Raw genomic sequence first — 25,860 nt, 5'->3', positions numbered from 1 at the left:
GGATAGGAATGAATGATATCACTGGAAAAAGAACCACACTTCGGTATGCGGAAGCCGAGGGATACGTCTATTGTCATCCCAACACTATCGAAAGGGTTAAGGCAAACAATCTACCCAAAGGAGATCTCTTTGGTGTAGCCAAAGCTGCTGCCCTGCTTGGATCTAAAAAAACAGCTGAGTTAATTCCTCATTGTCATCCAGTTCCGATTGATTCTTTTTCCATTTCATTCGAAATTTTAGAATCAAAAAATGCCATCCGAATCCAAACACAAGCAAAGTCTATTGGCAAAACAGGAATTGAAATGGAAGCCCTTACAGGTGTTACTGTGGCGGCCCTTGTGATTTATGATCTATTAAAACCAATCGATAAAGAAATTGAAATCTCTTCAGTCAAACTTTTAGAAAAAAAAGGGGGGAAAACAGATTCACAAATTTCAAAATTTGCAAGTGGATCCAATGCAAAGATTTTGGTTTGTTCCGATTCCTGTTTTGCCGGTAAAAAAGAAGACGGATCGGGAAAGGTAATCGCAGAACTTCTCAAAGCTGAAGGTGTAGAAGTTTTAGAAATACAAATTGTACCTGACGAACCAACAGAAATTCAAAAAGTAATCTCCACTTGGAGTGCAGAAAAAATTGACTTAATAGTTACAACGGGAGGGACAGGCCTTGGTCCCAGAGACAATACCACCGACACCATAAAACAAATGTTAGAACAGGAGATACCAGGTATTGCGGAAGTAATGCGCTCCTTTGGGCAAGATAGAACTCCTTTCGCAATGTTATCACGTTCTCTTGCGGGAAGGATTGGAAAATCACTCATCGTAGCAGTTCCAGGAAGCAGCAATGGGGCAAAAGAGAGTATGACTGCGATTTTGCCTGCCATCTTTCATGCAAAAAAAATGATGAGAGGTGAAGGACATTGATCTCTTATAAGGAAGCTCTTAGTAAAATTCTTTTAGAAACAAAGATTTTTCCTACAGAACTCATTCCATTAGAGCAGTCTTTTGGTCGAGTCCTTGCGGAACCAGTCGTGGCGGACAGAGATTATCCACCTTTTCACCGTTCGGCGATGGATGGATTTACAATTTTTTCAGGAAATTTTTCTCCAAACAAAACCTATGTTTATGAAAAAGAACTACCTGCAGGAACAAATATCCAATTAGAACCAGGTGATGAAGCCGTTCGGATTATGACAGGTGCTCCTGTACCAGATGGCTTTGATGTTGTGATTAAAATAGAAGACTGTATTCTAAACGAATCAAACAACAAAAAACAAGTTTCTTTTACGATTCAAGAAGTCAAACCCTGGAATAATATCGCCAAACAAGGTGAAGATGTAAAAACAGACCAATTGGTTTTGCCAAAAGGTATCCAAATTGGAACATCAGAAATCTCTCTACTCGCGAGCATAGGAAAAGAAAAAGTTCCAGTTGTCCAATCACCCAAAGTCCACATCATTTCTACAGGAAACGAAGTGGTCCCTGTTCACCAAACACCGCTTCCTTACCAAATCAGAGACTCTAATTCTTTCACCATTAGTACTTTTTTATCCAAATTCAAAATCCAACCAAAATCCATCACCCATGTCCCAGATATAGAATCAAAAATGACAGATTCCATAAAACAAGGATTAGAAGGTGATATCTTAATTCTTTCTGGTGGAGTGTCGATGGGTAATATGGATTTAGTTCCTTCCATATTACAGAAGCTAGGTGTCGAACTCATTTTTCATAAAACGGCGATCAAACCTGGAAAACCAATTTGGTTTGGAAAACGAAATGGTACCATTGTTTTTGGAATGCCAGGGAACCCATTCAGTGTACAAACCTGTTCTCGTATTTTTTTAGAACCTTATTTACGGCAATCATTCGGATTACCCATCCATCCCGTTTACAAACTTCCCCTCTCTACCACCAAACAAAAGAAAGGTTCTCTTACGGAATTTTTTCCCGTTAAACTGGAAACCACCGACAAAACCTATCTTACACCCGTTGCTTTTAATGGAAGCGGAGACATCCGTGCTGGGATTTTCTCTGATGGACTTGCTATTTTTCCAAACGATCTCTCAGAAATCCAAAAAGAAAATTTCATCGAATTTTTACCTTGGTAATCACCATAATCCCCTCCTTCATTTGTACATTCTGTACACAGATCTTTGGGTTTTTAGTCAAAATATTGCCTGATTGTAGTACATATTCTACATCAGGGAAAACCATAAGCGTAAAGTTCATTTTTAGAGCGTTTTAGCCCATTTTAAGTCATTTCGTGCTGTGGTACGCTTTTTGCACTGTTTTGTAGCAAAAGGAGTAACCTTCCCGTGACAATTACACCTCATGCGAAAGCAACTAAAATCGATTTATTCAGCCTGGCGACACCGCAAATGCGGACATTCCACCTAACTTGGATTGCATTCTTCCTATGTTTTTTTGGATGGTTTGGAATTGCCCCACTTATGGTTTATGTTAGAGAAGAACTATCATTAACAAAGGCCCAGGTTGGTAATATCATCATCGCTTCTGTAGCCATAACAATCTTTATGCGATTGTTCATTGGTTGGTTGTGTGACAAAATTGGACCACGGATTGCATATACTATTCTTTTAACTTTGGGATCTATTCCCGTCATGTGTATTGGCCTTGCCGATAGTTATCTTTCTTTTTTGTTGTTACGATTGGCAATTGGAGCCATTGGAGCATCTTTTGTCATTACCCAATACCATACATCTGTTATGTTTGCACCGAATATCATTGGGACGGCGAATGCTACAACGGCAGGTTGGGGAAACTTAGGTGGTGGTGTGACTCAAATGGTGATGCCAATCCTTTTTGGATTTTTTGTCGCTTTTGGTTTTACTACTGGGGTTTCCTGGAGACTTGCGATGGTGGTTCCTGGTGCTGCCCTATTTTTTATGGGTATCATTTATTATTTTGGAACACAAGACACTCCCGGTGGAAACTTTAAAGATATCAAAGAAACTTATCCCACTTTTCAAGGTGGAAAGAAAAATTCACTTAGCAACTTTTTATTAGTCATCAAAGATCCTAGAGTTTGGTTGTTGTTTCTTGCTTATGGAGCTTGTTTTGGTATTGAACTTACTATCAACAATATCGCAGCTTTGTACTATGTAGATCAGTTTCAGTTGTCTCCAACAACTGCAGGACTTATTGCTGGCCTTTTTGGTTTAATGAATTTGTTTGCAAGAACACTTGGTGGTGCCTTTGGTGATAAATTTGGAATTAAGTGGGGTCTTCGTGGAAGAGTTGTTTGGTTATCAGCTGTTTTAGCTGGAGAAGGACTCTGTTTGATTTTATTTTCGCAAATGAGTTCACTGATTCCTGCCATTTCATCTATGATCGTCTTTAGTTTGTTTGTGCAGATGTCAGAAGGAGCCACGTTCTCTGTAGTCCCTTTTGTGAATAAAAAAGCAATCGGTGCTGTATCGGGAATTGTTGGTGCTGGTGGAAATGCTGGTGCTGTCTCTGCCGGATTTTTATTTAGAGGAGATCTTAGTTACCAAAGTGCTTTACTCATCATTGGAGTCACTGTCACTGTAGCTGCTTTTTTTACTTTGCTGGTTCGATTTTCCACTGAAGAAGAAAAAGAAGTAGGCGATGAACTGAGTAAAATATTACCTTCGGGTGAAAAAGAAACCTCTTTGGCCACTGCTACCTAATACAAAAATGGATCGATTTTATCGAAACACGATCCATTTTAAACTTGTATCTTCAAAAACTCTCTCTTAAAATCTCCGTCTTAGGAGAGAGTTATGCATCAAATTCATTACCGGTCTTGCAGTTTATGTGAGGCAATGTGTGGACTTCAGATCGAATTGAAAGATGGTTCTATCCAAGGTTTTAAGGGAGATCCAGATGACAAATTCAGTCGTGGCCATATTTGTCCCAAAGGTCCCGAACTAAAAAGTTTATACGAAGATCCTGATCGGATCAAACTCCCACTCAAACGAACTAAGTCAGGTTGGGAATCTGTGTCTTGGGTAGATGCCCTTTCTGATATTGCCAATCAAATTGTAAAAATTCAATCTGAGTTTGGGGACGACTCAGTTGCTATCTATAATGGAAATCCTACGGTTCATAATTATGGATCTATGTTACTCGGACAAAGATTTGCTAGTCGGCTCAAAACAAAAAATAACTTCTCTGCTACTTCAGTAGACCAATTACCCCACCAATTACTTTCTTATTTAATGTTTGGACACCAACTTTTGGTGCCGATCCCAGACATAGACCATACCGATTTTTTCTTAATTTTAGGTGGAAACCCATTTGCATCTAACGGAAGTTTAATGAGTGTTCCTGATGTCAAAAAAAGGCTTAAAGCCATCCAGGATCGAGGTGGGAAGTATGTCGTCGTTGATCCAAGAAAATCAGAAACAGCGGCCCATGCAAACGAACATCTGTTTATCAAACCAGGAACAGATGCATACTTTTTACTTGCTGTCCTTCATTTCCTTTTTGAAAAACAACTCATCAAACCAAACCAATTGATTCGAAATGAAGATCTCAAAGCTTTGGAAAACATCACAAAAGATTATAGTCCAGAAAGAGTTTCCAAAATTACAGGAGTTGCGAAAGAAACCATCGAAAGAATTACATTCGAATTTGCGAATGCTCCCTCCGCAGTTTGTTATGGAAGGGTTGGAGTTTCGACACAAGAGTTTGGTGCCATTTGCCAATGGCTTATCAACGTCATTAATCTTGTCACTGGCAATTTAGACAAAAGAGGTGGGGCAATGTTCACTCTTCCTGCGGTTGATTTAGTGGGAGAAGGATCTGTGATGCGCTCTTCACCCGGAAGTTTTAATTCATACCAATCCAGAGTGCGGAAACTTCCTGAGTTTAGCGAAGAACTTCCTGTCGCAGCCCTTGCAGAAGAAATCTTAACAGAAGGCGAGGGAAAAATCCGTGCCCTATTTACCTCGGCAGGAAATCCAGTATTATCAACACCTAACGGAACAAAGCTGGACAAAGCCCTGGCAAGTTTAGATTTTATGGTAAGCATTGATTTTTATTTGAATGAAACAACAAAACATGCAAATTATATCTTACCACCAACTTCCGCTTTAGAACATGATCACTATGATTTAATTTTTAATGTATTTGCTGTCAGAAATACCGTTAGATACAACCAACCTCTATTTTCGCCAGAGCCTGGTATGTTGCATGATTGGGAAATTTTTTCGGATCTAACAAAACGATTGGAATTAACAAGAGCGGGGAAAGAACTACCTAAAGATATCATCAAAACAAAACTAACACCCGCTAGCATCATTGATCATGCGCTCAAATCGGGTCCTTATGGTAACAAAGGTAAACCTGGAGGCGAAATGAGTTTGGATTTAGTCAAAAACAATCCACATGGAATCGACTTAGGTCCGCTGAAACCCAGTTTCCCTGATCGATTGTATACAAAAGATAAAAAAATCCAACTTTTCCCAAACATCTTAAAAGAAGATCTACCTAGGCTTCGTCGTAAGTTTACTGAGTGGGAAGAGTTGACTTCAGACAATTCTCATTTTTTATTAATAGGACGCAGGCATTTGCGCAGTAATAATTCTTGGATGCACAACTTACCAAAACTAATGACCGGAAAACCGCGTTGTACAATTATGATCCATCCAGATGACGCAAGTACATTAGGAATTTTGAATGAAGAAGAAGTGATCGTAGAATCCTCAGTTGGTAAAATTCAAATCCCTGTAGAGATTACGGAAGAATTAATGAAAGGTGTTGTCAGTATTCCTCATGGATTTGGACACAATCGAGTTGGTACGAACCAAAAGGTAGCCAAAGAATTTTCTGGAGTGAGTATAAATGATTTAACTGATGACCAAACCATTGATGAGTTTTCTGGTAATGCGGCATTTAGCGGGATCAAAGTTTCGATTAAAAAACAAACCGCTTAATCAAGGATTTGTTTTTAAGAATTGGATGTAAGCTCTCCTCCCTCCCTTCAGAGAGTATTTTTCCAAATTGTTTGGAAAATAAGCTAGAGCTTTCTTTGAACGGATTCCTGTTTCGCAAATACAAACAAGAGTTATATCTTTTTCTAACTCTTGTGTTAGCCCATTTTCCAATTCTGAAAGTGGTAAAAGAAAACTACCTGCGATTGGATGAGATTCCGCTTCCTCTTTTTCTCTTACATCAACAAGAAAGACATTTCCTCTTTTTTGATAAGATAAAAAATCTTCAATGTCAATCTCTGTTCGATTCGATTCAAAATGGATTTCTTTTTTCCCTGATCCGCAAGAGGGACATTCAACACTAGGTTCGATCTTTGATTGGAAAAGAATGGGAGGATTCCATTCCATAAAATAAACGGAAGATACATCCGTATTTTCAGGGTCTAGAAGGTATTGTAAAGCCAAGGAAGTTTGGTAGGTTCCCGCCAATGCTGTTTGCACACCGAGTACACCACCAATGTTACAACTTAAAGTATCTCCTTCCTTTAAATTAGGAAACAAACAACGATAACACGGTTTTCCTTCTCCTGAAAAAATTGCAAATTGGGCACTTGTGCGAAACACTGAAGCCGTCACAAATGGAACTGATTTTTTAATACAAAGATCGTTAATCGCATACTTAGAATTGATTGTATCCGTACAATCCAAGACAATATCCCAAGAATCAAATAACTCAGGCTTTGTAGATTCAGAAATGAGTTCTGAAAAACATTCCACTTGGAGCCAAGGACAATGTTCCAACAAATTTCTTGCTACTACTTCCGTTTTGGGTTTTCCTATGTCTTGAATTGTAAACAATGTTTGGCGATGAAGGTTAGATACTTCTACTACATCGAAATCAACTAAACCTATACGACCAATTCCGGCAAGACCAAGGTGCAATGCGGCAGGACAACCAAGCCCCCCAAGGCCAATGACGAGTACAGATGCATCCTTCCATTTTTTTTGACCAACAAAACCAATTTCTGGAACTTGAATTTGGCGCTGAAAGAATTGATCCTCGAGGGAACCCATAAATAAGAGGAGAATTTACGATTGAAGGCAAGCAAGGAGAAATTAAAATACAGGTAAAATAGTTTAATAACTAAATTCATTCCCCTATTTTTGTTTCCACTGGAGAAAACTAGATAAAACTCGACCTTAAGGTGAAAGAAGATACCAGAAAATTTGAAGTTCTTCGAGTGAGTATTTTATCTCATTGTAGTTTTGCCTGCGTTTATTGTGCGCCAAAAAACAAACCCAACCCAAACATCTTATACCCAAAGATTCATTACCTAACACCGGAACTTTTAGAATCAAAAATAGAAATCCTAAAAGAACATATCGAAATAAAAGAAGTTCACCTAACGGGAGGAGAACCAACCCTTCACAAAGACTTAATCCAATTAATAAAAACTCTGGGTAAAATGCAGATCAAAGAAATTGCCATTACATCCAATGGTTTTTTTGAAGATGGCCTGATCGAAAAAATGAGACTAGCAGGTCTCACTCGAATGAATTTTTCACTGGATAGTTTTTCACAATCAGGCTTTGAGAAACTTAGTGATCGGAAACTTCCCGTTGACCTTCTTTTCAAACGAATTTTGGAAGCAGAACAAACAGGATTGGAAGTAAAAGTCAACTGCACTGTCTTAAAAGGTTACAACGATGGAGAAATTTTGGATTTATTAAGTTGGGCTGGCGAAAATAAAATCCCCATTCGTTATTTAGAATTTATGAAGATGGGACCTTTAGAAGAGGAACATGCGGATTGTTTTTATTCTGCAGAAGAAATTCGAAACACGATCCAAAAAAAATACAATTTCAAACCATATCATACACCTATCGATTCTACAGCCACCTATCATATCACAGACGAAGGTTTTGTTTTTGGAATCATAGCCAATCATACTGAACCATTTTGTGAAGGATGTAATCGTTTGCGAATGGATTCCCTTGGAAGAATCTACGGATGTTTGAGCGATCAAACTTCTTTTGATTTACCTTCGGAATCATCGGAAGTGCCTGTTATACTAGAAAAAGCAATGAATACAAAAAAAACACAGTTTACTGGTTCCGAACTGTCTATGAAATTTATTGGAGGATAAATGAAAATACAACTTTTATCATTTGCGGCACTAAAAGATTTTTTTCCACCAAAACAAGAGCTGATCCTCGATGGAATACACACAGTTTTTGATTTAAAAAACTATCTTCAAAACATAAATCCAGATGCAGGTAACTTAATCAAAGTCAGCAGAATTTCAATCAACCAAATCATTGTCAAAGATTCAGATACCATAACCGAAGGATCCATTGTAGCGATTCTTCCTCCATCAAGTGGAGGTTAGGTGAATACAAAATGACATTTAAACATATCACAGAAGAAAAACTATCACTACCAACTGAGTTCCCTGCTTTACCGAGTATGGGAGGATATGTTTTATTTGCAGGAATTGTGCGAGACATCAATGATGGAAAACAAGTAACACATTTAGAGTATGAAGCCTATTCAGAAATGGCAAACCAAATGATCGCAAACATCATTGCAGATGCGTTCCAAAAATGGGAATTACAATATGCAGAGTGTATCCATCGGTTAGGAAAATTAAATTTAGGTGAAGTGGCAGTCATAGTCAGCACAGGTTCCATCCATAGAGACGAAGCATACAAGGCAAATCGATACATCATTGACCGAGTAAAACACGAAGTCCCAATTTGGAAAAAAGAGTTTTATATCAATGGAAGTTCTGAATGGTCCAAAGGCTGCGTGGATGAATCACACGAACACTAATACCACTTTTGTTTTGTTAGCTGGAGGAAAAAGTGTAAGAATGGGAGAAGACAAAGGTATGATACCGATTCACCAAAACTCCAATTTCTTAAGTAGATCATTTAAAAAACTCAATGTTTTTAGTAAGTCTATCTTTATTTCCCTTCGTGAAGAACAAACTGATCTATATGCAAATCACATCCCGAAAACATCTTTTATCCTAGACAAAGACCTTCCAATCGAAGGTCCCTTAAAAGGGATCCTTTCCTCCTATCTTTATTTAAAAGAAAACAATTTATCCAATCGTTTTATTTATTTTTTACCGATTGATATCCCTTTCATCAAATTACGAACCATCAAAAGATTGTTAGATGTTTATCGCACTCAAACCACACCAATACAGGGAATTTTTTACAAATCAAACTCTGGTTTAGAACCTTTATGTGGAATTTATTCCTCTGCACTTTTATCTGTATGGACCAAAACAATTTTTCAGGATAAAAACCCTGAATTCTCTTTACAAAAACGAATCAGAAATATGAAACCTGAGCCAATCATTCTAAATTTACCTTCAAATGAAGAACATAACTTCAGGAACATAAACTCTAAAAAGGATTTATAAAATTGGACTTCCATCAGCGAAAAACAAATTGGATCTTCGATATGGATGGCACTTTGACAATTGCAATTCATGATTTTTCGGATATCAAACGACAGTTAGGCCTTCCTCAAGATACCGATATTCTTACTTCTCTTTCTCGATTGCCTCCAGAGGAATCTTTGGAAAAACGAAAACAGTTGGATACTATCGAATTAGAAATTGCAAAAATGGCAAACCCATCACCTGGATGTTTTACACTGCTTCAAAAAATCAATGTAAGTTCGAATCATTTAGGTATACTCACAAGAAATAATTTTCATAACTCAGTCGAAACATTGAAAGCAACTGGTCTTTTAGATTATTTTCATAAAGATTATATTTTTTGTCGCGAACGTGCCTTACCAAAACCAAGTCCGGAAGGTATTTTACGTTTGATGGAACTTTGGAATGCAAAGGCAGATGAGACAGTGATGATCGGTGATTATGTTTATGATCTTGAGGCTGGTTTTGCTGCTGGTGTCGAAACTGTCTACATTGATCCAGAAGGAAAGTTTCCGTTTAGGGAATCTGCAACCCACTGTATCAGACAATTGGATGAATTGCTCTACCTCTAACTCAGTTTAGGAAATTCCCTCACCAATGAAAAGCATTTTTGTAGTGTATCTTGCGAAATAATACAAGGGAATCGAGGAATCCATGACAACTCTAATTTTCATATATTATAATGTATGACTATACCAACTTTCTCTCAGAATTATGGTAAATTTTAACAAAAAATTGACTTTAAACTCTTTAACGATTGTTATAAAAATAAATGAGAGTTCTTTCTTTTATCATAATCATTTTTTCCGCTTCTTTCCTATTTTCTTGTAACCAAAGTTCAACTGGAGCAGATCTCTCAGCTATCGCACTATTAGGTTTCAATGGACAGTCTGCCGCCACTTCGTTAGAAGAAAAATTTCAATCCGCAGAATCAAAAACTTTTTATCGAAAAGATGGAAACATCCAATTCCAAGATATTCTCATTGAATACAAATTAAAAGAATCCAAAGGAGAGTCCGAGACTGTAGAGGCATTTTTAGGGAACCCTAATGAAATTTCTTTTAATACTCAAACCAAACAAGTTACAGGACATTTTAATCAAAAAGAAGATCTATACCAAACAAATTCGATTCCTTTTTCTTATTCGGACTACACAAGAAGATTCAAAGTCATCTTAACCTATAAAAAGGAAGGAAAGATTGTTTCTTACTTAGAAGTGACAACCACCCCCCCAAATCCTCCAACAATTCCTCCGAATTCTATCACCTTACCAACGATTACTTATGAAACAAAACGTTCGGTTATTGGCGGAACTGAGTACCAAGTCATTCGAGTTAAGTTCCAAGCGGGAGCTGACTTAAGCCCATTTACGAAACTAGATGCATACATAGGTAGACCCAGTATCATCGCGCTCGCCGCTGATAATTATAACGTAATCAATTATATCAAAGCCACCTATTACGATACTTCCTTAGGAAATTTTTTATTTCTTACCCCAGAACTAAACGCATCATACAAGATTATTGTTGTTGGTGCCACAGCTGATGCAAAAGGAAACCGTAGTATCGATACAACTCCTCCAGCGCCACCACCTTCCCCATGTGCTGGTAGTGTCAACGCACCTGCTACAATCGGAAACTGTAGTACACATTGTTTGGTTGTCGATTTGGTTGGTAACCAAATGAGTTATATTGCGAAAACAAATCTTGAATCTGAAGTAGAAGATTACCTATCTTTAGATGCCAACAGCACCACACCTAGTGGCGGTACTGGACCTGCCAATCTAGCATGGATTGAACATTTCTCTCCCATAGGTGCAGGAGAATATCAAACCGAAAACAGAACTTTCGATGTCACGACCTATGCACATTCTTGTATTGTTCTTTCATCTTATCTTGTAAAAGATGGTCCCAATGGGTTTGGGGATAATTATATCACGGGAAAAGTCAACGTTCCGTAATTCCAACAATCAAAACTATATATGAATTGGGTTTTGATTTACAATTGGAAATCTTATCTCAATGATGGCGCCACTTCGTTTTTCAAATACGATGGTTCCTCGCAATTGTTTTACCAGATTTTTTACTAAGGTCAAACCCATCCCTCTTCCATCTAACACTGAATTATCGATTCCGGGACCATCATCTTTTACAATCAGTAAAAATTGGTCTTCCACTTTTCCGAGATGTACTTCGATCTTTCCAGAATTACGACTCATAAATGCATGTCGAAAGGAATTAGATACCAACTCATTTAAAATTAATCCCATAGGAATGGCCCTATCTAAATCCATTTCCAATCCTTTTTCAATGGAATCATTTAGTTCAAATTTGTTTTCATTGTTTATATAAGTATTTTTTAAATTACCTAAAATAGAATCAAAAATACGATTCAAATCAACGTATAACAAATTAGGGGAACCATAAATAATCTTATGAACAGAAGCAATCGCCATAATACGATTCTGAATCAATCCTAAGGAGGTAGTTAATTTTATATCGTTCTCAGACTCTACTTGCATTGCCAAAAGTCCTGATATGATCTGCAAATTATTATTCACCCTATGATGAATCTCCGTTAATAACTTTGTTTTTAGTTTAAAATCGGATTTTATCTGTCTTTCATGTTCAATACGTTGAGCCTGCTCTTTTTTGACAGAATGAACATATAAATAAATCAAAAAAAACATTGCATACAGATCTTTAAAAAAACCTTCATAGTCATCAAAATAATCAATTGAGAATCCATGTTCAAAAACATTAGAAATGCTCACATAACAAGGAATTATCGCCAAAATTAATATAAATGCTCCCTCCCCCCGATAACTTGGCTTGCGAATCAAGCTTTTTATGATCATGACAATTGCTATAACATAAACCAACAAACTTAACAGGTTGAGTATTGCTATAAAACCCATATCAGCGTGCCGCAACCAAAATCTCTTTTTTCAAGCTGACCAAAAAAAGTAATGAAGAAATAAAATAAAATGAATGCTCCAATACATTAAAAAAATCAGGGAAGATGTAACCTTCCACAACTGTGAAAATATTGCTAAGCCAAACACAAACAAATCCTAAAATCAAAAAATAGAATTTCGGGATAAGTCCTGACCAAAGCAGGCGTAAGGTGATAAGTAGCCCAATAGTGTCAAAAATAAGATTCAATACTTCACTAATTTGATACATATCTTTTTAAAAACCGGACAAATTCTACTTTTCCCAGAGGATATACTATAACAGGGTTTTGTTTACGGTAAAGTGATAATTTCCCAAAAAAAGGAACATAAGACTTCCGAAATTAATTGAATCAAATCATTGTAAAAAAATTGATTGTCCGGCTAGAAATATGTTTCATACAAAAACTGAATGTCCGATCACCATTTTTTACCATTTACTGCCAAAATAGAAATCATAGGGATCAATCCGTTTGTTTTTCTACCAAAATCCATTTTACTGACCCTAATGGAACAAGCACAAACAGATAGAGGTAAAATTAGAGTGATTCTCAAAATAGAAGGAATCGAATTTACACAAACACTCGTTAAATACCAAGGAGAATGGCGACTTTATCTCAATACTCCCATGAGAAAAGCAGCCAAAAAAGAAGTAGGAGATAAGGCACGGTTTGAAATAAAATTCAATCCAGAATCAGCAGAACACCCAGTTGCACAAGAACTACAAGAGGCCCTCACCAAAAACAAAGAAGCGAAAAAAATATTTCATAGTCTAAGCCCCTCTCTTCAACATGAAATCATGCGTTATATTTTTAAAGTAAAATCGGAAAAAAGTAAAAAGGATAACGTAGATCGAGTCATCCTTTATCTGTTAGGAAAAGGAAAGTTTTTAGGAAGAGAAATGACTAAAAAACTTTGAATCGTAATCCTGAAATCTGTTACAACAATTCTTCTGGATTCATTTTAGCCAACCGCAATACATCCGTTAGAAATTTCCTGTGACTTATGATAGATTCTTTTTTGGACTCTCTTGCTGGATTAAAAATCCCACGTTTTCTAAAGACTTTCCAAGGATCTAATTGGATGTCTGACCAAGTTCCAATCTCAAGTGTTAATGGAAGAAACCTTGAATCTTTTGTAGGGGAAAGTTCTTTTGATTTTTGAAATTCGTTATACAAACGATCCCAAAGATCTCCATGTGTTGTGTAAGTCTCACTCTGAGGTCCAAATCGATATAATATATGATTTAACTTAGTCGTAAGATGATTTGCTATTTTTTGAAACAACGATTCATCCACACATTGATCATGTGTACCTGCATAAGGCCACCAAACATGATCCACTGCACCAAATCCTGAGTGGATGTCTATCACTGGAATCATTGTATTTTTTGCAGGCAAAAAGTATTCACTATAAAAACGATCCAAAACTCTCGACTCAGCTTGCAGAATATTTCCTCGATAATAAGGAAAGACATTTGAAATTTTATGCCCGCCAAAAAAGAAAGGAGCTTTCTCAGCTTCCACTCCGGAATTCCGCATCAAATCGACACCTTTTGGATTTGATCTACGTTTCATTGCAACCCCGCCAGGATTTAAGATAGGAATACAAACAATCCCTAATTCACCATCTTTAATTTCACGATACAATTCAGAAGATTTGCGAGCAAAGAGATCATCCAAAAAATCCAACAGAACGCGGATACCGATTGTTTCGAGTCCATGTACACCTGCGACAAGACCGGCTACGTTCCGTTTGATGGCACTTTCTTTTCCAATCTCCAAAACATAAATTGGAAAACGAAACCCAACTTCCGTTTTTGTTGAAAAACCAAACTGTTTGAATCGGACTAGTTTACCACCTAACTTAACAATCTTTAATATCCTGTTTTCATATCGATTTAGACGTTTCATTCCTCTAAGCATCAATTTTTACCCACTATCCCTGGCCTACTTTGTCCCAACTACCTTCTATCATTTGAAGAGGCATTCCTCACTGTCGCAAAAAGAATCATTTTAGAGAAATTCTATTTAAGAAAAATATATTACAATTTGGTTACGAAAAATATAAGAAAACAAAAAGAGAGACAAACTAATTCTATTGAAATCATAAACTCAAAACCATTTTATGATTTCAATAGCAAAGAATCCTCTTTCATTGCGAATCAATTTTATGAATCAACCAACTCCCAAATCCAAACAAAAGAAATACAGAGAAGAATGGATTAATTCAAATGGAACCAAAATCCACACAGGGATTTGGCCAGGCAAAAAACAAACAATCGTTTGTCTCCATGGTTTATCAGGCAACCTATATTCTATGAAATCTCTTGCCGAGCGACTCAACCGCTTAGGCCATCGGGTAATCTCTTATGATCTGAGAGGACGAGGAAAATCGGACAAACCTGAGTCCAATTATGGATTCCGTAACCATCTCGATGATCTAAAGTCAATCTTAACACATTACAAAGTTAAAAATCCAATATTATTTGGACATTCCTTTGGATGTATGATCGCTCTTCGTTATGCCATTCTTTATCCGAATGAAATAAAAGCTATGATACTCATGGATGGTGGCGGACTCCTTTCTCTTAGAAAAAGAATTCAAATATTAAAAGTGTTACAACAATCTTTTGAAAGATTGGACGTTGTGTACTCATCGATAGAAGAATATTTAAACCTAGTAAAAAACTCACCTCTCATATCGCAATGGTCAAAAGAAATTGAAGAATACTTTCGACTTGAACTGGAAAAAATTCCCGGGGGATATATCTGTCATATGCCTAAATATGTAATGGAGGAGGAACTAAAGGAAATGGGTGGATCTATGAATTTGTTTTATGTTTTTAAGTATCTGATCAAGAGTCCGAAACATGTGATTTCCAAAATGTTGGAAAACAAAAAATTGGAATTTGAAAAAATTCCTACACCGACTCTCATCCTTCGAGCAACTGAAATGAATTTATTTCCAAACGATGATTTATTGCCCAAAGATTCATTTGAGTCCATGTTAAAAAGGATCCCCTCTTCCACAGGAAAAGAAATAAAAACAAATCATTATGGAATTCTTTTCGGAAAATTGAAGGAACGAGATAAGGCAATTGAAAACTTTTTAAAAACATTGTAACTAAAACTTTGGTAGAAGCTTTCTCAGTTTAATTTATATGTACTTCGATAATTAGACAAATTAATGATCACAATCCATTTCCCATTCCTATTGACTAATTTTAGTCTATCATGAAGATTATGTTTTGTGAACAAACCAATGGATGACTCAATGGATCAGAATGGAAACAATCTCCCACTAAAATTGGAACGATGTTCCTGGTGTCTCAAATTTGACCAATATATCCAATACCATGATAAGGAATGGGGAGTTCCCGTTCACGATGACAATACTCATTTTGAATTTTTAATTTTAGAAGGTGCACAAGCAGGCCTTAGTTGGTCGACGATCTTAAAGAAACGAGAGGGTTACAGAAAAAATTTTGCAAACTTTGATCCAAAAAAGGTCGCAAAATTTACTGATGAAAAACTGGAAACCATCCTTCTCGATCCATCCATTGTAAGAAACCGGTTGAAGGTATTTGCAGCGGTCAACAATGCAAAACGATTTTTAGAAGTTCAAAAAGAGTTTGGATCTTTTGATGAGTACATCTGGAGTTTTGTAAACCACAAACCAATCATCAATCGACGAAAAAGTTTAAAAGAAGTCCCTGCAACCACAAAAGAATCCGATGCATTGAGTAAAGATCTAATCAAACGTGGATTCAAGTTTGTAGGAAGTACGGTCATCTATGCACATATGCAAGCCTGTGGGTTAGTCAATGACCATATAGAAAGTTGTTTTCGTTATAAAGAATTAACTTCTATCTCTTCAGAACCCCGTAAAAAATAACATTCACAACTTCCAGTTGAAATTCATGAATGTTCAATGGAATTGTGATAGAATTTTTGTTACTAAGAATCATTTCAATCGAAGAAAGAAAGAGATGAACGGCAACCTCGGGCATAAATCCATCCCGAAGTTCTCCTTTCATTTTTGCCATATTAAATATTTTGCCAATAGACTCAGGAATTTCTTTTTCCCTTCGTTTTTTAAATCGTTCCATATGTTGCGGAAACATTTCTGAAATTTCTCGGATAAACAAATCATTCATCACATACGGTGATTCCTCCACAAGCGATCTGTGCATTTTAGAAAACTTTTGCACCGCTGTTAGAGTTTCATCGTTTGCAATCTCTTGGATGATTTTTTGAATCTCTGTTTGTTTATAATCCATATAAAATTCCATAAGGTCTTGTTTATTGGAATAATATTTATACAATGTTTTACGACTAATCTTCAGAGAACTTGCAATTTCTTCCATTTTCGTTTTGGAATATCCATACTTCAGGAAAAGTTCTTCCGCTTTTTCTAATATTCTAATTTGAACTGGATCCAAATGCAAAACCCTCACTTTTTCCTTTTCTTCATGGAATCAATCAATCGCGTAATATACTGATAAACCGCTGGGATCACGTAAAGAGTCAAAATCGTGGAAGAAATCAATCCTCCAATGACAGTCACTCCCATACTGGTTCTCTGTTTCGAGGCTTCATTGAGTCCAATGGCCACAGGTAACATACCTGCAATCAGTGCAATCGATGTCATAAGAATAGGTCTTAACCTTGCCCTACCCGCTTCGATAAGCGCCGTCCTCGTATCCACTCCAGTTTTTTGTAAGTCTTTTGCAAAATCAATGAGAAGAATCGAGTTTTTAGTAGCCAATCCAAAAAGTAAAATCATTCCAATGTTAGCAAATATATCCATTGATTTCCCGGTAAGAAAAAGTCCGAAAAATGCACCTGTCATCGCCAAAGGAATCACCACCAAAATGGAGATCGGGATGATAAAACTTTCATACAAAGATGCAAGAACCAAATAAATAAACACAACTCCAAGCCCAAGGGCAATGGCCATATTTTTTCCCGTAGATTCCAAGTTCTCGGTTTGTCCACTATAGGAAACTTTGATTCCTTCTGGAAGAGGTAGGTCTTCTTTTAATATCCTTTGTAGTTCGGACATTGTGTATCCAGACCCACGCCCATTCGGATCTGTATCTGCTGAAATTTCAACCGAACGACTTCGGTTTTGTCTTTGGATGGTGGCCGGACCCGTGGTCGAAACACCAGAGGTTACAAAAGAAAGCGGAACCAAGTAACCGTTGATATTCGGAACCATCACCTGATTAAAATTCTTCTCAATGTTTCTTTGATTTTCTAACATACGAACACGGATGTCGTATTCTAAGTTATTTTCACGAAACACAGCGGATGTATCACCCTCCACGATGGTTCTTAGTTCTCTACCAAGAGACTGTGGGTTCACACCTAACCTTACAATTTGTTCTCCTTTCGGAACAATTTTAAATTCAGGAGCACCTTCTCGCAAACTAATGTCAGGGTCTGTTAGGTCAGGAATTTTTTTGATTTTTTCAAAGAGAAGTTTGCTATAAGATTCCATTTTTTCCGCATCATTTCCCGTAATGACAAAAGAAAAAGATCTTTGCCCACCACCGATTGCATCATAGTTTTTAACTATTGGTTTTGCATCAGAGTATAGAATCAGTTCCTTTCTAATGTATTCTTTAAATTGAGGAGTATTTAGTTTTCTCTTTTTGGAAGATACAAGCTCCACATAAATATCAATTTTGTTTTGTTTTACATATCCAGCAGTTAGATATACTTCCTTCTTGGATCGTAAAAGTGCATTCACTTCCTCGTTTAGTTTTTTTGTCGCTTCCACACTAGAACCCGGTGGCAATTCAAAGGTTACTGTAAATTGACCTAAATCTTGCGTAGGGATGAATTCAGATTTTAATGTTTTAGAAACAAAGATACTACTTACAAATATAAAAAGAGCAATGGCCAATACCAACAACGGATGTTTGGTCGATACCTCTAATGTTTTTACATATCCATTCGTTAATTTTTCTTGGAACCTGTCAAAGGCATGTAAAGGAATCGAAAGAAATTTTTCTATTTTGTTTGGCTCTTTGGTTTTGAGCTCTCCCCCAAAGTAGGCTGACATCATTGGTGCAATGGTTAAGGCATCATATAACGAAATGAGTAAGGCAAAACAAACAGTAAGTCCAAAAGGACGTAAAATTTGTCCAATCACACCATCAATAAAAGCAATGGGCCCAAACACAGCAAGGATGGCAAAGGTAGTAGCAAGAACCGCAAGAGTCACTTCTTTTGTTCCATCTAGGGCGGCCTGTTTGCTATCCTTACCCATTTCTTTATGTCTATGAATATTTTCTCTGACCACAATCGCATCATCAATCAGAAGCCCTACCGCAAGTGACATGGCAAGTAATGTCATTTGATTGATGGTAAATCCAGCAAGACCCATAAGGATAAAAGATCCAAGGAGTGAGGTAGGTAGAGCAAGGCCTGTAATTAAAGTCGAACGCACACTCCCCAAAAAGAATAGAACTACAATGATAGTCAGTGCAATTCCAATATAGATGGATTCTTCTACGTCCCAAACATTGTCTTTTACTACTTTAGAAGAATCATTATAATAATCGAATGTTACTTCTGGAAATTCTTTCTGAAGGTCGTTTACCTTCTTCTTAACACCATCTGCCACCTGCACTGAGTTAGCTCCTGATTGTTTATAAACCAGTAAAAAAAGGGCGGGTTTTCCATTCCAATATGCAAGAGAGGTAATATCCTCCGAACCAACAAGGACACGTCCCACATCTGACAACTGAATGGGAATTTCGTTATTCAAAAAACTAATAGGAACATTTCGAATTTCATCAAAACTTCTGTATTCATTAATGGTTCGAAAGGATAAGTCTGACTCTACCCCACGAACTTTTCCTGCAGGGATATTGGCACCACCGGCAGCAATTCTCTGCGAAACCTGTGAAGCAGACAAGTTCCTTGCTTTCAACTGATTTCGATCTAACTCCACCCAAATTTCTTTTTTTCGCCCTCCTACAATATCCACTGAACCTACATTCGAAACAGAAATTAACCTTTGTTTGATTGTTTCAGAGGCAAAATCGTAAAACTCATTATCACTTAATTTGGATTGAAGGGAAATACTTAAGATCGGTTGGTCAGCTGGATCCAATCGTTTGATGACTGGTTCTTCCAATTCCGCGGGTAATTTTTTTTTGGCAAAGGCTACCTTATCCCTGATTTGTTGTTCCGCATAACTAATTACAGTTTCTGAGGAAAATTCAGCCACAATCACAGCCGAACCTTCATTACAAATAGATCGGAGTTTTTTTAATCCTGAAATGGTAGAAAGATCATCTTCAATTGGTTTGGCGACCAAGGTTTCGATTTCATTTGGAGCAGCACCTGGATAAGTGACATTGACGGAAATGGTGGGAATACTCATATCAGGGAAGTTTTCAACCCCGAGTTTACCAAAACTCACAATCCCAACCACAACGATGAGAATCACCGTACAGGCAATGAATACTGGCCTTTGTATCGATAATTTTGCTAAATTCATTGGGTTTCCTCTGTATTAAGTAATGTTAGTTGTTCTGGATCTAAAGAATATTTTTCAAAGAATGTTCCTTTGGAAATTTCATATTGTACGATGGCAATATTGTAAGTGATGAGAGATTGAGAATGATTGGACTGAGACCTAACATAGGCATCCATAGCATTTTTTAAAACAACGGAAGTCCCTCTCCCGTTACGAAAAGCAGATAGAGCTTTATCATAAAAAAGTTTACTTTCCTCTTTGTTTTTTTTGGCCTCTAAAAAGAGTTCATAACTAACATTTAAGTTTTCTCGTTTCGATAATAAATCTGCCCTTACTTTGTTTTGAGCTTCTGTCCATTCCAACTGAGCTTGTCTTTTTTCAGATTCGGCTTTTTTGTATTCGGCTTCCGCAATCTCATTTCCTAATGGATATTCCAATTTAAATTCGGCAGTGTTTTGATTAAACCTTCCACCAAGGATTCCATAGAAATCTTGGGGAAACTGTTGGTCATAATTTTTAAAATTGTATGTCCCACCTACTGAAAACTTTGGCAACAAACCGTTGTCTGCTGACTTAAAATTATCTTCAGAGTTTTTTAGTTGTAATAGTGCTGCTCGCACATCATATCTTTTTTCAAGGGCAGCGATCACCTCTTCTTCGTAATTCGAAGTGACTGCAATTTTTTCCTCAATCAAAACTGGTAAAAAAGAAAAGTTCTCTTCCGGTTCCTTCCCTAGTGAGGCAAGTAAATCACGTCGGTTTTTGTTTCTTTCCAATTCGGAATTTTTAACAGCACTGGTAGCAGTCAGAACAATGGAATTCCATTGGTGGATGTCACCTGTTGGATCCAGTCCAAAGTTTGCTTTTTTGGAATAAATATCTCGAATCGTTTTTGCATTTCCAAGAAGTGATGAATTTGTCTGAAAAATCTCTTCTGACAAACTTAAATTCCAAAACTCAATGAGTGAGTTCACTAAACTTTTTGATAAAGAATCTAACGTATTCAACCTTTGGATGGAGGATGATCGTCTAGCAGTCGCTAATTTCAATCTGTCCTGATATCCAAAAAAGTTTTTTAAAAGATCCTGACTGATATTAATACCAACAGTAGCAAAATGATAAGAGGGTTGGGCAAAACTCGAGAACCCACTCGAACTTTGTGTTTTACCGGCATTCGTTTCAAAACGATTGTCGATGACTGCAATTCCAAGAGACGTTCCTGTGCTAAACTTTTTATTAATTCCCGCCTGTAGACTGTTATCTGTGATTCTTGTTCCTTGGATGGCATATTGAGGAAGGTTGAAGTTTGTGGTGTTCTTTGCGGTCCCCTTCGCCTCTGCAGTCCATGCGTAAGCCCCGTTTGCTTTTTCCCAATCGTAGTTTGTTGTCTTTAACTGCAGCTTCAGTGTTTGTAGGCCAACTTGGTTTTCCCAGGCCATCTTCAGGATATCATCCATCCGCAAGGAAATAGTTCTCGCTGGTTCTTTGGCCGAAAGTGGGCCCATTCCAGCAAAAAGGGCGAAAATCACTGCCATAAGCCCCATGGTGGTAGAAAATTTCTTGGTTTCGATCATTTGCTTTGGAAACATATTTTGTATCCTTTGTTTCTTTAGGAAACAAATATAGTTTCTTTTGTTTCCATGCAAGTAAAAAAATGAGAATCCTTAGAAAACGAGAAATAGGCCGGATTTGTACGAGGAAAAATGAAAAAATGTAAGAGGAATTACGACTTTTGGAACAAGAGTTCCCTTTGATCCAATGCAGTCGCCGCAAAAGCAAAGAATCCAGAAAGGTTTATCGGTCAGGCCAGATCAACGAAAAACGGAAACCTTCTGGATCTAAATTCTCCAAATTTATTTCTTTTCGGCCACCACCACAGCTTTGATCATCTTCCATCCATCTTGGTTGTTGTAGAACGTATACAAAGATTGAAACTTCATCACTGGACTTTCCAAATCAGCTTTTACAAATCCAAATTGATCCAAAAATTCAATCGAATGGATGTGCACAGCCCTGTCCACTCCACCAATTTTCCCTTCTTTTAGAGAATCAATATACTTTGTTTTATCAGAACTAAACACAGAAGCACTTCCTTTGATCGACACACTATCTGCATAGTCCGGATGAAACCCAGACTCCACTTCTGCAATTTTCCTTTCATCAATATTCTTCATAAGAGAGAGAAATTCCCTCTTCAAAATATCCTGATTTGTTTCTACTATTGTTTGGTTTGTCATTGTCATTATCCTTCTTTTGCGATTACTAAAATACAATTACACCTATCATCCGATAACTTATATTTGTTGCTATAGCAACAATATGTATAAAAAAAATCAATCCAATGATTCCTCATAAATTTGATCGATGATTCTTTTGAAATTTTTAAAATCTTGGGCCGAAAGTTTTTTGAACATTCGTTTTCTCTCTTCTGTCACCACAGTAGCCATCAACTGATAAATCTCTGATCCCTTTTTTGTAGGGAATACTTGATTTTTTCTACCATCCTCCGGATCAGCTTGAATTTTGATCCAACCTTTCTCTTCCATATTCCGAAGAGCACGAGCCATAGAAGGCCGATCATCAAAATCTCTTCCTAAATCAGACTGGCTACAACCAGGTTGTTTCACCAAACGAACGAGAACAAACCACTGCTCTGGAAATAACTCCAACCCATTTGCCGAAGCAAGTCTCATAAACTGGCGTCGTAAGACACGGACCGTCCGATAGATCAAATAAGCATAGGAATTTTCAAAATCAAACGCATCAGACATATTGTTGCTATAGCAACAATAAAAAGAACTGAAGGATTGTCAAGGAAATATACGGTTCCAGAGAAAAGTTCTGCCAATCAATCATTCTTGACAGATACTTCCTATACATTATAGTATAAAGTTTTGCACAAATGAAAAGGAGTATTTTAATGAATACACAAAACAAAATATGTCTAACACATTTTGATTATGACCGACTCAAACTTATGATTTCGGATCATACCAAAAAAAACAAAGTAGATAACAATATCAAAGACCTACTCGGTGAAATTGAAAGAGCACAAAAAGTAGACTCACGTGTTATTTCAGCTAACTTTGTCACAATGAACTCAATTATCGAGTTAAAAAACCTCGAAGAATTAGAGTTTCAAGAATTTCAATTGGTATTCCCCGAAGAAGCAAATTCAGAAGAAAACAAAATTTCTGTTTTAGCTCCTATCGGAACGGCCGTCTTAGGTTACAAAACCGGAGATGTCATCCAATGGAAATTTCCTGGAGGTGAAAATCTCTTCCAAATCACCAATGTCAAATACCAACCAGAAGCAAACGGTGACTTTCATCTCTAAAAAATAAAAACCATTGAATTTAACATAGGTCTGGCGCTCCCAATCCCATGTCATTTGATGGTCTTATAGTTTAATGGGCCGGGCTCCTCCGGGGTCCGCTTACGCTCCCGTCTGCCATTCGGCAGACCAAGGCCCTACGGATCCACTAGCGCTTGTCAGGTTTCATTTAATACGGCTTTACATGGAGCAGAAATCGAAGTTTCATTTTGAAACAAACATTTCAGAATACGACCTCCCCCCGGAATGATCCAACGACAGTATTCACTCACATCTTCCTTACAAAATCCTTGGGACTTCTCCTTCATCGAATCTGAAAGGGCGTTTTGTCCGGCTTCGCAGGCTTCTGATAAATTTTTCCCACGTTCTTTCAAACATTGTAAAATACGAGCTTTGGTAGGTTTGACTCCCTGACAAAAACTGGTTATTTCAGGTTTACAGATTTCATAAATTGTTTTTGTCTCTGCAAACAAACTGATATGAAAACAGACTAAAAGAAAAAGTATAAATCGATTCATAAATCTATTGTTCCTCGTTTTATCTAGATTGGAAGTCAGGTTGAATTTACCTGATCTTTTTGTTATCTGCAAATCAAAAAATAGTCCATTTGATTGTAAGATTTGGATCTTTCATTGAACAAAATCATTCAATTTAAAACTTCCCAAAAACGGATTTCCTCTTTTTTTAAAAAACCAATGCTTGTCAAAAATCTTTGGATATCATTTATTTTTGGTAAAACGAAAAAAGAACTGAGGAAGGTAAATGAAGCCAATGTCCCAATTTTAAAAATAGATTGAGTAAGGACTGTTTGATGATTCCGTTCTTTTGGAATCTGTGTGCAGAAGTAATGGCGGTATAAGGTAGTAAAACTGGCCAAATGAATTTTCTAAACTTTAAACTCAATTCTGTGTCTTCAAAGATAAAATCCAAACTCAAATCAGATTTCCAAAGTTTACGGTCAAAAAAAACACAATGGTCCAAATAAACGATACCTTTATACTTTACTCGAATCCAATTTGAATACCAAGAAATCAAACGTAATAAAAAATGATCCTCATCAAATCGATGCAAAAAACCGCCCCAAATTTCTTTATTTTCTTTATTGCAACTTATCTGGATTAGGTGATCAATTGCCTCTTTAGGAAGTTTAGTTCTTGGATGATGGAATAATACAATTTCTCCCTTCGATTTGTGAAACCCAATGTTTAATCTCTCCGCCCTGGTAACAGCTTCCGATGTATTGATTTGAATGATTTCTATTTCTGGATGATTGGCAAACCCAAGTAAGGAACTTTGAAATAAATAGTTTTCGCCGTTGTCCGTTGGAATAATGATACTTAGCATTGGATTTTTCTATTTTGGTTCTATTCAGTTTAAGAACCAAAAAAAGAAAAGCGAAAAGTAAAACAGGAAAACCTCTATGAAAACCTCATTCCGAAGGTTTCAAAGAAATTTGTAACTTTGTTTTATTCTTTACTAATGGAAAATGTAGGAAGGAAAAAACCAATATCTCTGCCATTTGAAGGATCTGGTTGGTTTGGTCCAGGAGTTGGAAGAACCCATTGTTCCAGATACCTTCCATTGGTAGCAATAAAGTTTGTATTTAAATAATAATCATAAAATTCATTTGGTTTATAATCAAATTTAATGAAATCGATGGGAGAAAACTTTGCAGATGACAATCCTTGTTCTGTTTGGTAGACAAAATTATTCAAAGCAGACATATTCAAAACCAAAGTCTCTCGATTTCCTTCCGGCAAATTCAAAACAATAATTCCGTCCTCTGTATATCGATCCATTGAGTATTCATTGTCTAAATACTCAAAGTCGAGGCGATCCGTATATGGGGCACCTAAATAATCCCAAAAACTGTTCCCTATTGGATCTGCTAGTTCGGCAGCTTCCGTGCCGGCATTTCTATGAATACGCGGGTGATAATTTCTAAGAACATCTAAACCTAAATAACCTGTTGTGGCAGAGATAATAAAACCAACACTATTTACCTTTTTAATGCCATCATCAAAAGGATAAGCCAGAACTATTTTTCTTTTCCCATATTGAGGGTCAGATTTCCCCAATTCCGATTCATTCCACATACTATAAACCAAATGTTTGTTATGTTGGTTTTCCAATTTCGAATCGTCTAATTGACATTTTATGGAACCAATACGAAGTCCAATCCGATCATATTTTCCATCTTTCCAAGCAAAAGCATTGGCATTGGCAAGACCACCAATTCCAAAGATAGTTTCTCCAGAATCAAGCGGATAAGAAACTTTCATGCGACCACCACTTAGGTTATCAATCCACTCTCCATCAAAAACAACTGTTGCAGCATTTGCGATACGTTCTTGACCTGGAGAAACAATTCCCTTTTCCCATAAAAAGATTGAATGAACCTGAATCCTTGCCTTCATACAACCAACTGAATGATTTAATTTACCATCGTTTAAAAATCGATTTGGCAATGATTGATTTCCCAGTCCAGATTTTGAGTTTTGAAATATAAACTGTGGGTTCTGGGGATCCACAATTCGAAAGGAAATATTCTTTTGAGAAAGAAACAATGAACCCAAAATAAAAACATCGGTAAGATCATTTTTTTTGGAAGGACTACAAAAGAATGTACTCAGAAGTAAAAAGAATATCAAAAGACCTTTCATAAGGATTTCCCCAATTTTTAGCATAGTGTTGATTTAAC

26 protein-coding genes are annotated in these 25,860 nt (G+C 36.8%); 14 read left to right on the top strand and 12 right to left on the bottom strand.

Going from position 1 to position 25,860, the window contains the following annotated elements:
* Positions 1-8 precede the first annotated feature (8 nt).
* The 4 genes from moaCB to EHR01_RS06880 all read left to right on the top strand — a co-directional run bounded on the left by moaCB (position 9) and on the right by EHR01_RS06880 (position 5,923).
* Entirely contained in the window at positions 9-923 is a 915-nt protein-coding gene (moaCB, locus tag EHR01_RS06895) for a bifunctional molybdenum cofactor biosynthesis protein MoaC/MoaB (protein WP_135693971.1), read from the top strand.
* Complete coding sequence (locus EHR01_RS06890; protein ID WP_135693970.1) at positions 920-2,110, top strand: molybdopterin molybdotransferase MoeA; 1,191 nt, start codon at positions 920-922, stop codon at positions 2,108-2,110. Before moaCB ends, EHR01_RS06890 begins: the two co-directional genes overlap by 4 nt.
* A gap of 207 nt (positions 2,111-2,317) precedes the next feature.
* Positions 2,318-3,673 carry an MFS transporter gene (locus EHR01_RS06885; RefSeq protein ID WP_208721746.1) on the top strand — a complete coding sequence of 452 codons (1,356 nt, stop codon included), beginning with the start codon at positions 2,318-2,320 and terminating at the stop codon, positions 3,671-3,673.
* Between the two features lie 93 nt (positions 3,674-3,766).
* Entirely contained in the window at positions 3,767-5,923 is a 2,157-nt protein-coding gene (locus EHR01_RS06880; RefSeq protein ID WP_135693969.1) for a molybdopterin-dependent oxidoreductase, read from the top strand.
* Here EHR01_RS06880 and EHR01_RS06875 read toward each other — a convergent pair whose 3' ends face one another.
* Positions 5,924-6,994, bottom strand: coding sequence for a HesA/MoeB/ThiF family protein (locus EHR01_RS06875; RefSeq protein WP_135693968.1), 1,071 nt, complete (start codon positions 6,992-6,994; stop codon positions 5,924-5,926).
* Between the two features lie 131 nt (positions 6,995-7,125).
* Here EHR01_RS06875 and EHR01_RS06870 point away from each other — a divergent pair, with 131 nt between their 5' ends.
* From EHR01_RS06870 to EHR01_RS06845, 6 genes are all read left to right on the top strand, one after another.
* Positions 7,126-8,067: a radical SAM protein gene (locus EHR01_RS06870; protein WP_135693967.1), complete on the top strand. Its 942-nt coding sequence runs from the start codon at positions 7,126-7,128 to the stop codon at positions 8,065-8,067.
* Positions 8,068-8,310: a MoaD/ThiS family protein gene (locus EHR01_RS06865; RefSeq protein WP_135693966.1), complete on the top strand. Its 243-nt coding sequence runs from the start codon at positions 8,068-8,070 to the stop codon at positions 8,308-8,310.
* Between the two features lie 11 nt (positions 8,311-8,321).
* The gene (locus EHR01_RS06860; protein WP_135693965.1) at positions 8,322-8,753 is read left to right on the top strand and encodes a molybdenum cofactor biosynthesis protein MoaE; all 432 of its coding nucleotides are present in this window, start codon (positions 8,322-8,324) and stop codon (positions 8,751-8,753) included.
* Positions 8,701-9,354 (top strand): molybdenum cofactor guanylyltransferase, encoded by a 654-nt coding sequence (locus EHR01_RS06855; protein WP_341866994.1) that lies wholly within the window; start codon positions 8,701-8,703, stop codon positions 9,352-9,354. The genes EHR01_RS06860 and EHR01_RS06855 overlap by 53 nt, the downstream gene beginning before the upstream one ends.
* A 41-nt stretch (positions 9,355-9,395) precedes the next feature.
* A complete protein-coding gene (locus EHR01_RS06850; protein ID WP_244310006.1) occupies positions 9,396-9,947 on the top strand; it encodes an HAD family hydrolase in 552 nt (183 codons plus the stop codon).
* 200 nt (positions 9,948-10,147) lie between these two features.
* A complete protein-coding gene (locus EHR01_RS06845) occupies positions 10,148-11,335 on the top strand; it encodes a hypothetical protein (protein ID WP_135693962.1) in 1,188 nt (395 codons plus the stop codon).
* A 15-nt stretch (positions 11,336-11,350) separates the two neighbouring features.
* Here EHR01_RS06845 and EHR01_RS06840 read toward each other — a convergent pair whose 3' ends face one another.
* Both EHR01_RS06840 and EHR01_RS06835 read right to left on the bottom strand, forming a co-directional pair.
* Positions 11,351-12,292, bottom strand: coding sequence for a sensor histidine kinase (locus EHR01_RS06840; RefSeq protein WP_135693961.1), 942 nt, complete (start codon positions 12,290-12,292; stop codon positions 11,351-11,353).
* Position 12,293: 1 nt separating this feature from the next.
* A complete protein-coding gene (locus EHR01_RS06835; RefSeq protein WP_135693960.1) occupies positions 12,294-12,560 on the bottom strand; it encodes a hypothetical protein in 267 nt (88 codons plus the stop codon).
* A gap of 180 nt (positions 12,561-12,740) precedes the next feature.
* Here EHR01_RS06835 and EHR01_RS06830 point away from each other — a divergent pair, with 180 nt between their 5' ends.
* Complete coding sequence (locus tag EHR01_RS06830; RefSeq protein WP_135693959.1) at positions 12,741-13,247, top strand: YdeI/OmpD-associated family protein; 507 nt, start codon at positions 12,741-12,743, stop codon at positions 13,245-13,247.
* Between the two features lie 19 nt (positions 13,248-13,266).
* Here EHR01_RS06830 and EHR01_RS06825 read toward each other — a convergent pair whose 3' ends face one another.
* Positions 13,267-14,253, bottom strand: a complete 987-nt coding sequence (locus EHR01_RS06825) for a M14 family zinc carboxypeptidase (RefSeq protein ID WP_135694182.1) — start codon at positions 14,251-14,253, stop codon at positions 13,267-13,269.
* A gap of 247 nt (positions 14,254-14,500) precedes the next feature.
* Here EHR01_RS06825 and EHR01_RS06820 point away from each other — a divergent pair, with 247 nt between their 5' ends.
* Positions 14,501-15,454, top strand: a complete 954-nt coding sequence (locus EHR01_RS06820; RefSeq protein WP_135693958.1) for an alpha/beta hydrolase — start codon at positions 14,501-14,503, stop codon at positions 15,452-15,454.
* A 150-nt stretch (positions 15,455-15,604) separates the two neighbouring features.
* A complete protein-coding gene (locus tag EHR01_RS06815; RefSeq protein ID WP_135694180.1) occupies positions 15,605-16,225 on the top strand; it encodes a DNA-3-methyladenine glycosylase I in 621 nt (206 codons plus the stop codon).
* Here EHR01_RS06815 and EHR01_RS06810 read toward each other — a convergent pair.
* From EHR01_RS06810 to EHR01_RS06790, 5 genes are all read right to left on the bottom strand, one after another.
* Positions 16,197-16,772: a TetR/AcrR family transcriptional regulator gene (locus tag EHR01_RS06810; protein WP_238838707.1), complete on the bottom strand. Its 576-nt coding sequence runs from the start codon at positions 16,770-16,772 to the stop codon at positions 16,197-16,199. The genes EHR01_RS06815 and EHR01_RS06810 overlap by 29 nt on opposite strands.
* A gap of 11 nt (positions 16,773-16,783) precedes the next feature.
* Positions 16,784-19,846 (bottom strand): efflux RND transporter permease subunit, encoded by a 3,063-nt coding sequence (locus tag EHR01_RS06805; RefSeq protein ID WP_135693957.1) that lies wholly within the window; start codon positions 19,844-19,846, stop codon positions 16,784-16,786.
* Positions 19,843-21,414 carry a TolC family protein gene (locus EHR01_RS06800; protein ID WP_135693956.1) on the bottom strand — a complete coding sequence of 524 codons (1,572 nt, stop codon included), beginning with the start codon at positions 21,412-21,414 and terminating at the stop codon, positions 19,843-19,845. Before EHR01_RS06800 ends, EHR01_RS06805 begins: the two co-directional genes overlap by 4 nt.
* Before the next feature lie 264 nt (positions 21,415-21,678).
* The gene (locus tag EHR01_RS06795; RefSeq protein ID WP_167482937.1) at positions 21,679-22,062 is read right to left on the bottom strand and encodes a nuclear transport factor 2 family protein; all 384 of its coding nucleotides are present in this window, start codon (positions 22,060-22,062) and stop codon (positions 21,679-21,681) included.
* Between the two features lie 96 nt (positions 22,063-22,158).
* Positions 22,159-22,596, bottom strand: coding sequence for a MarR family winged helix-turn-helix transcriptional regulator (locus EHR01_RS06790; protein ID WP_135693954.1), 438 nt, complete (start codon positions 22,594-22,596; stop codon positions 22,159-22,161).
* A gap of 149 nt (positions 22,597-22,745) precedes the next feature.
* Here EHR01_RS06790 and rnk point away from each other — a divergent pair, with 149 nt between their 5' ends.
* A complete protein-coding gene (rnk, locus tag EHR01_RS06785) occupies positions 22,746-23,162 on the top strand; it encodes a nucleoside diphosphate kinase regulator (protein WP_135693953.1) in 417 nt (138 codons plus the stop codon).
* Positions 23,163-23,317: 155 nt separating this feature from the next.
* Here rnk and EHR01_RS06780 read toward each other — a convergent pair whose 3' ends face one another.
* The 3 genes from EHR01_RS06780 to EHR01_RS06770 form a co-directional block, all read right to left on the bottom strand.
* Positions 23,318-23,677: a cysteine rich repeat-containing protein gene (locus EHR01_RS06780; protein ID WP_135693952.1), complete on the bottom strand. Its 360-nt coding sequence runs from the start codon at positions 23,675-23,677 to the stop codon at positions 23,318-23,320.
* 205 nt (positions 23,678-23,882) lie between these two features.
* The gene (locus tag EHR01_RS06775; protein ID WP_135693951.1) at positions 23,883-24,503 is read right to left on the bottom strand and encodes a hypothetical protein; all 621 of its coding nucleotides are present in this window, start codon (positions 24,501-24,503) and stop codon (positions 23,883-23,885) included.
* Positions 24,504-24,625: 122 nt separating this feature from the next.
* Positions 24,626-25,822, bottom strand: a complete 1,197-nt coding sequence (locus EHR01_RS06770) for a hypothetical protein (RefSeq protein ID WP_244310005.1) — start codon at positions 25,820-25,822, stop codon at positions 24,626-24,628.
* Positions 25,823-25,860: the final 38 nt, after the last annotated feature.

It is taken from the genome of Leptospira mtsangambouensis, assembly GCF_004770475.1.
Classification (GTDB): Bacteria; Spirochaetota; Leptospiria; order Leptospirales; family Leptospiraceae; genus Leptospira_A; species Leptospira_A mtsangambouensis.
This window is presented reverse-complemented; position numbering and strand designations above follow the sequence as displayed.

Bases quoted from the DNA above. Each gene is read 5' to 3' on its own strand.
- moaCB (WP_135693971.1), top strand. From the start codon at position 9: ATGAATGATATCACTGGAAAAAGAACCACACTTCGGTATGCGGAAGCC.
- EHR01_RS06880 (WP_135693969.1), top strand. From the start codon at position 3,767: ATGCATCAAATTCATTACCGGTCTTGCAGTTTATGTGAGGCAATGTGT.
- EHR01_RS06875 (WP_135693968.1), bottom strand. From the start codon at position 6,994: ATGGGTTCCCTCGAGGATCAATTCTTTCAGCGCCAAATTCAAGTTCCA.
- EHR01_RS06865 (WP_135693966.1), top strand. From the start codon at position 8,068: ATGAAAATACAACTTTTATCATTTGCGGCACTAAAAGATTTTTTTCCA.
- EHR01_RS06860 (WP_135693965.1), top strand. From the start codon at position 8,322: ATGACATTTAAACATATCACAGAAGAAAAACTATCACTACCAACTGAG.
- EHR01_RS06855 (WP_341866994.1), top strand. From the start codon at position 8,701: ATGGAAGTTCTGAATGGTCCAAAGGCTGCGTGGATGAATCACACGAAC.
- EHR01_RS06850 (WP_244310006.1), top strand. From the start codon at position 9,396: ATGGATGGCACTTTGACAATTGCAATTCATGATTTTTCGGATATCAAA.
- EHR01_RS06845 (WP_135693962.1), top strand. From the start codon at position 10,148: ATGAGAGTTCTTTCTTTTATCATAATCATTTTTTCCGCTTCTTTCCTA.
- EHR01_RS06840 (WP_135693961.1), bottom strand. From the start codon at position 12,292: ATGGGTTTTATAGCAATACTCAACCTGTTAAGTTTGTTGGTTTATGTT.
- EHR01_RS06835 (WP_135693960.1), bottom strand. From the start codon at position 12,560: ATGTATCAAATTAGTGAAGTATTGAATCTTATTTTTGACACTATTGGG.
- EHR01_RS06830 (WP_135693959.1), top strand. From the start codon at position 12,741: ATGTCCGATCACCATTTTTTACCATTTACTGCCAAAATAGAAATCATA.
- EHR01_RS06825 (WP_135694182.1), bottom strand. From the start codon at position 14,253: ATGCTTAGAGGAATGAAACGTCTAAATCGATATGAAAACAGGATATTA.
- EHR01_RS06820 (WP_135693958.1), top strand. From the start codon at position 14,501: ATGAATCAACCAACTCCCAAATCCAAACAAAAGAAATACAGAGAAGAA.
- EHR01_RS06815 (WP_135694180.1), top strand. From the start codon at position 15,605: ATGGATCAGAATGGAAACAATCTCCCACTAAAATTGGAACGATGTTCC.
- EHR01_RS06805 (WP_135693957.1), bottom strand. From the start codon at position 19,846: ATGAATTTAGCAAAATTATCGATACAAAGGCCAGTATTCATTGCCTGT.
- EHR01_RS06800 (WP_135693956.1), bottom strand. From the start codon at position 21,414: ATGTTTCCAAAGCAAATGATCGAAACCAAGAAATTTTCTACCACCATG.
- EHR01_RS06795 (WP_167482937.1), bottom strand. From the start codon at position 22,062: ATGACAAACCAAACAATAGTAGAAACAAATCAGGATATTTTGAAGAGG.
- EHR01_RS06790 (WP_135693954.1), bottom strand. From the start codon at position 22,596: ATGTCTGATGCGTTTGATTTTGAAAATTCCTATGCTTATTTGATCTAT.
- rnk (WP_135693953.1), top strand. From the start codon at position 22,746: ATGAATACACAAAACAAAATATGTCTAACACATTTTGATTATGACCGA.
- EHR01_RS06780 (WP_135693952.1), bottom strand. From the start codon at position 23,677: ATGAATCGATTTATACTTTTTCTTTTAGTCTGTTTTCATATCAGTTTG.
- EHR01_RS06775 (WP_135693951.1), bottom strand. From the start codon at position 24,503: ATGCTAAGTATCATTATTCCAACGGACAACGGCGAAAACTATTTATTT.
- EHR01_RS06770 (WP_244310005.1), bottom strand. From the start codon at position 25,822: ATGAAAGGTCTTTTGATATTCTTTTTACTTCTGAGTACATTCTTTTGT.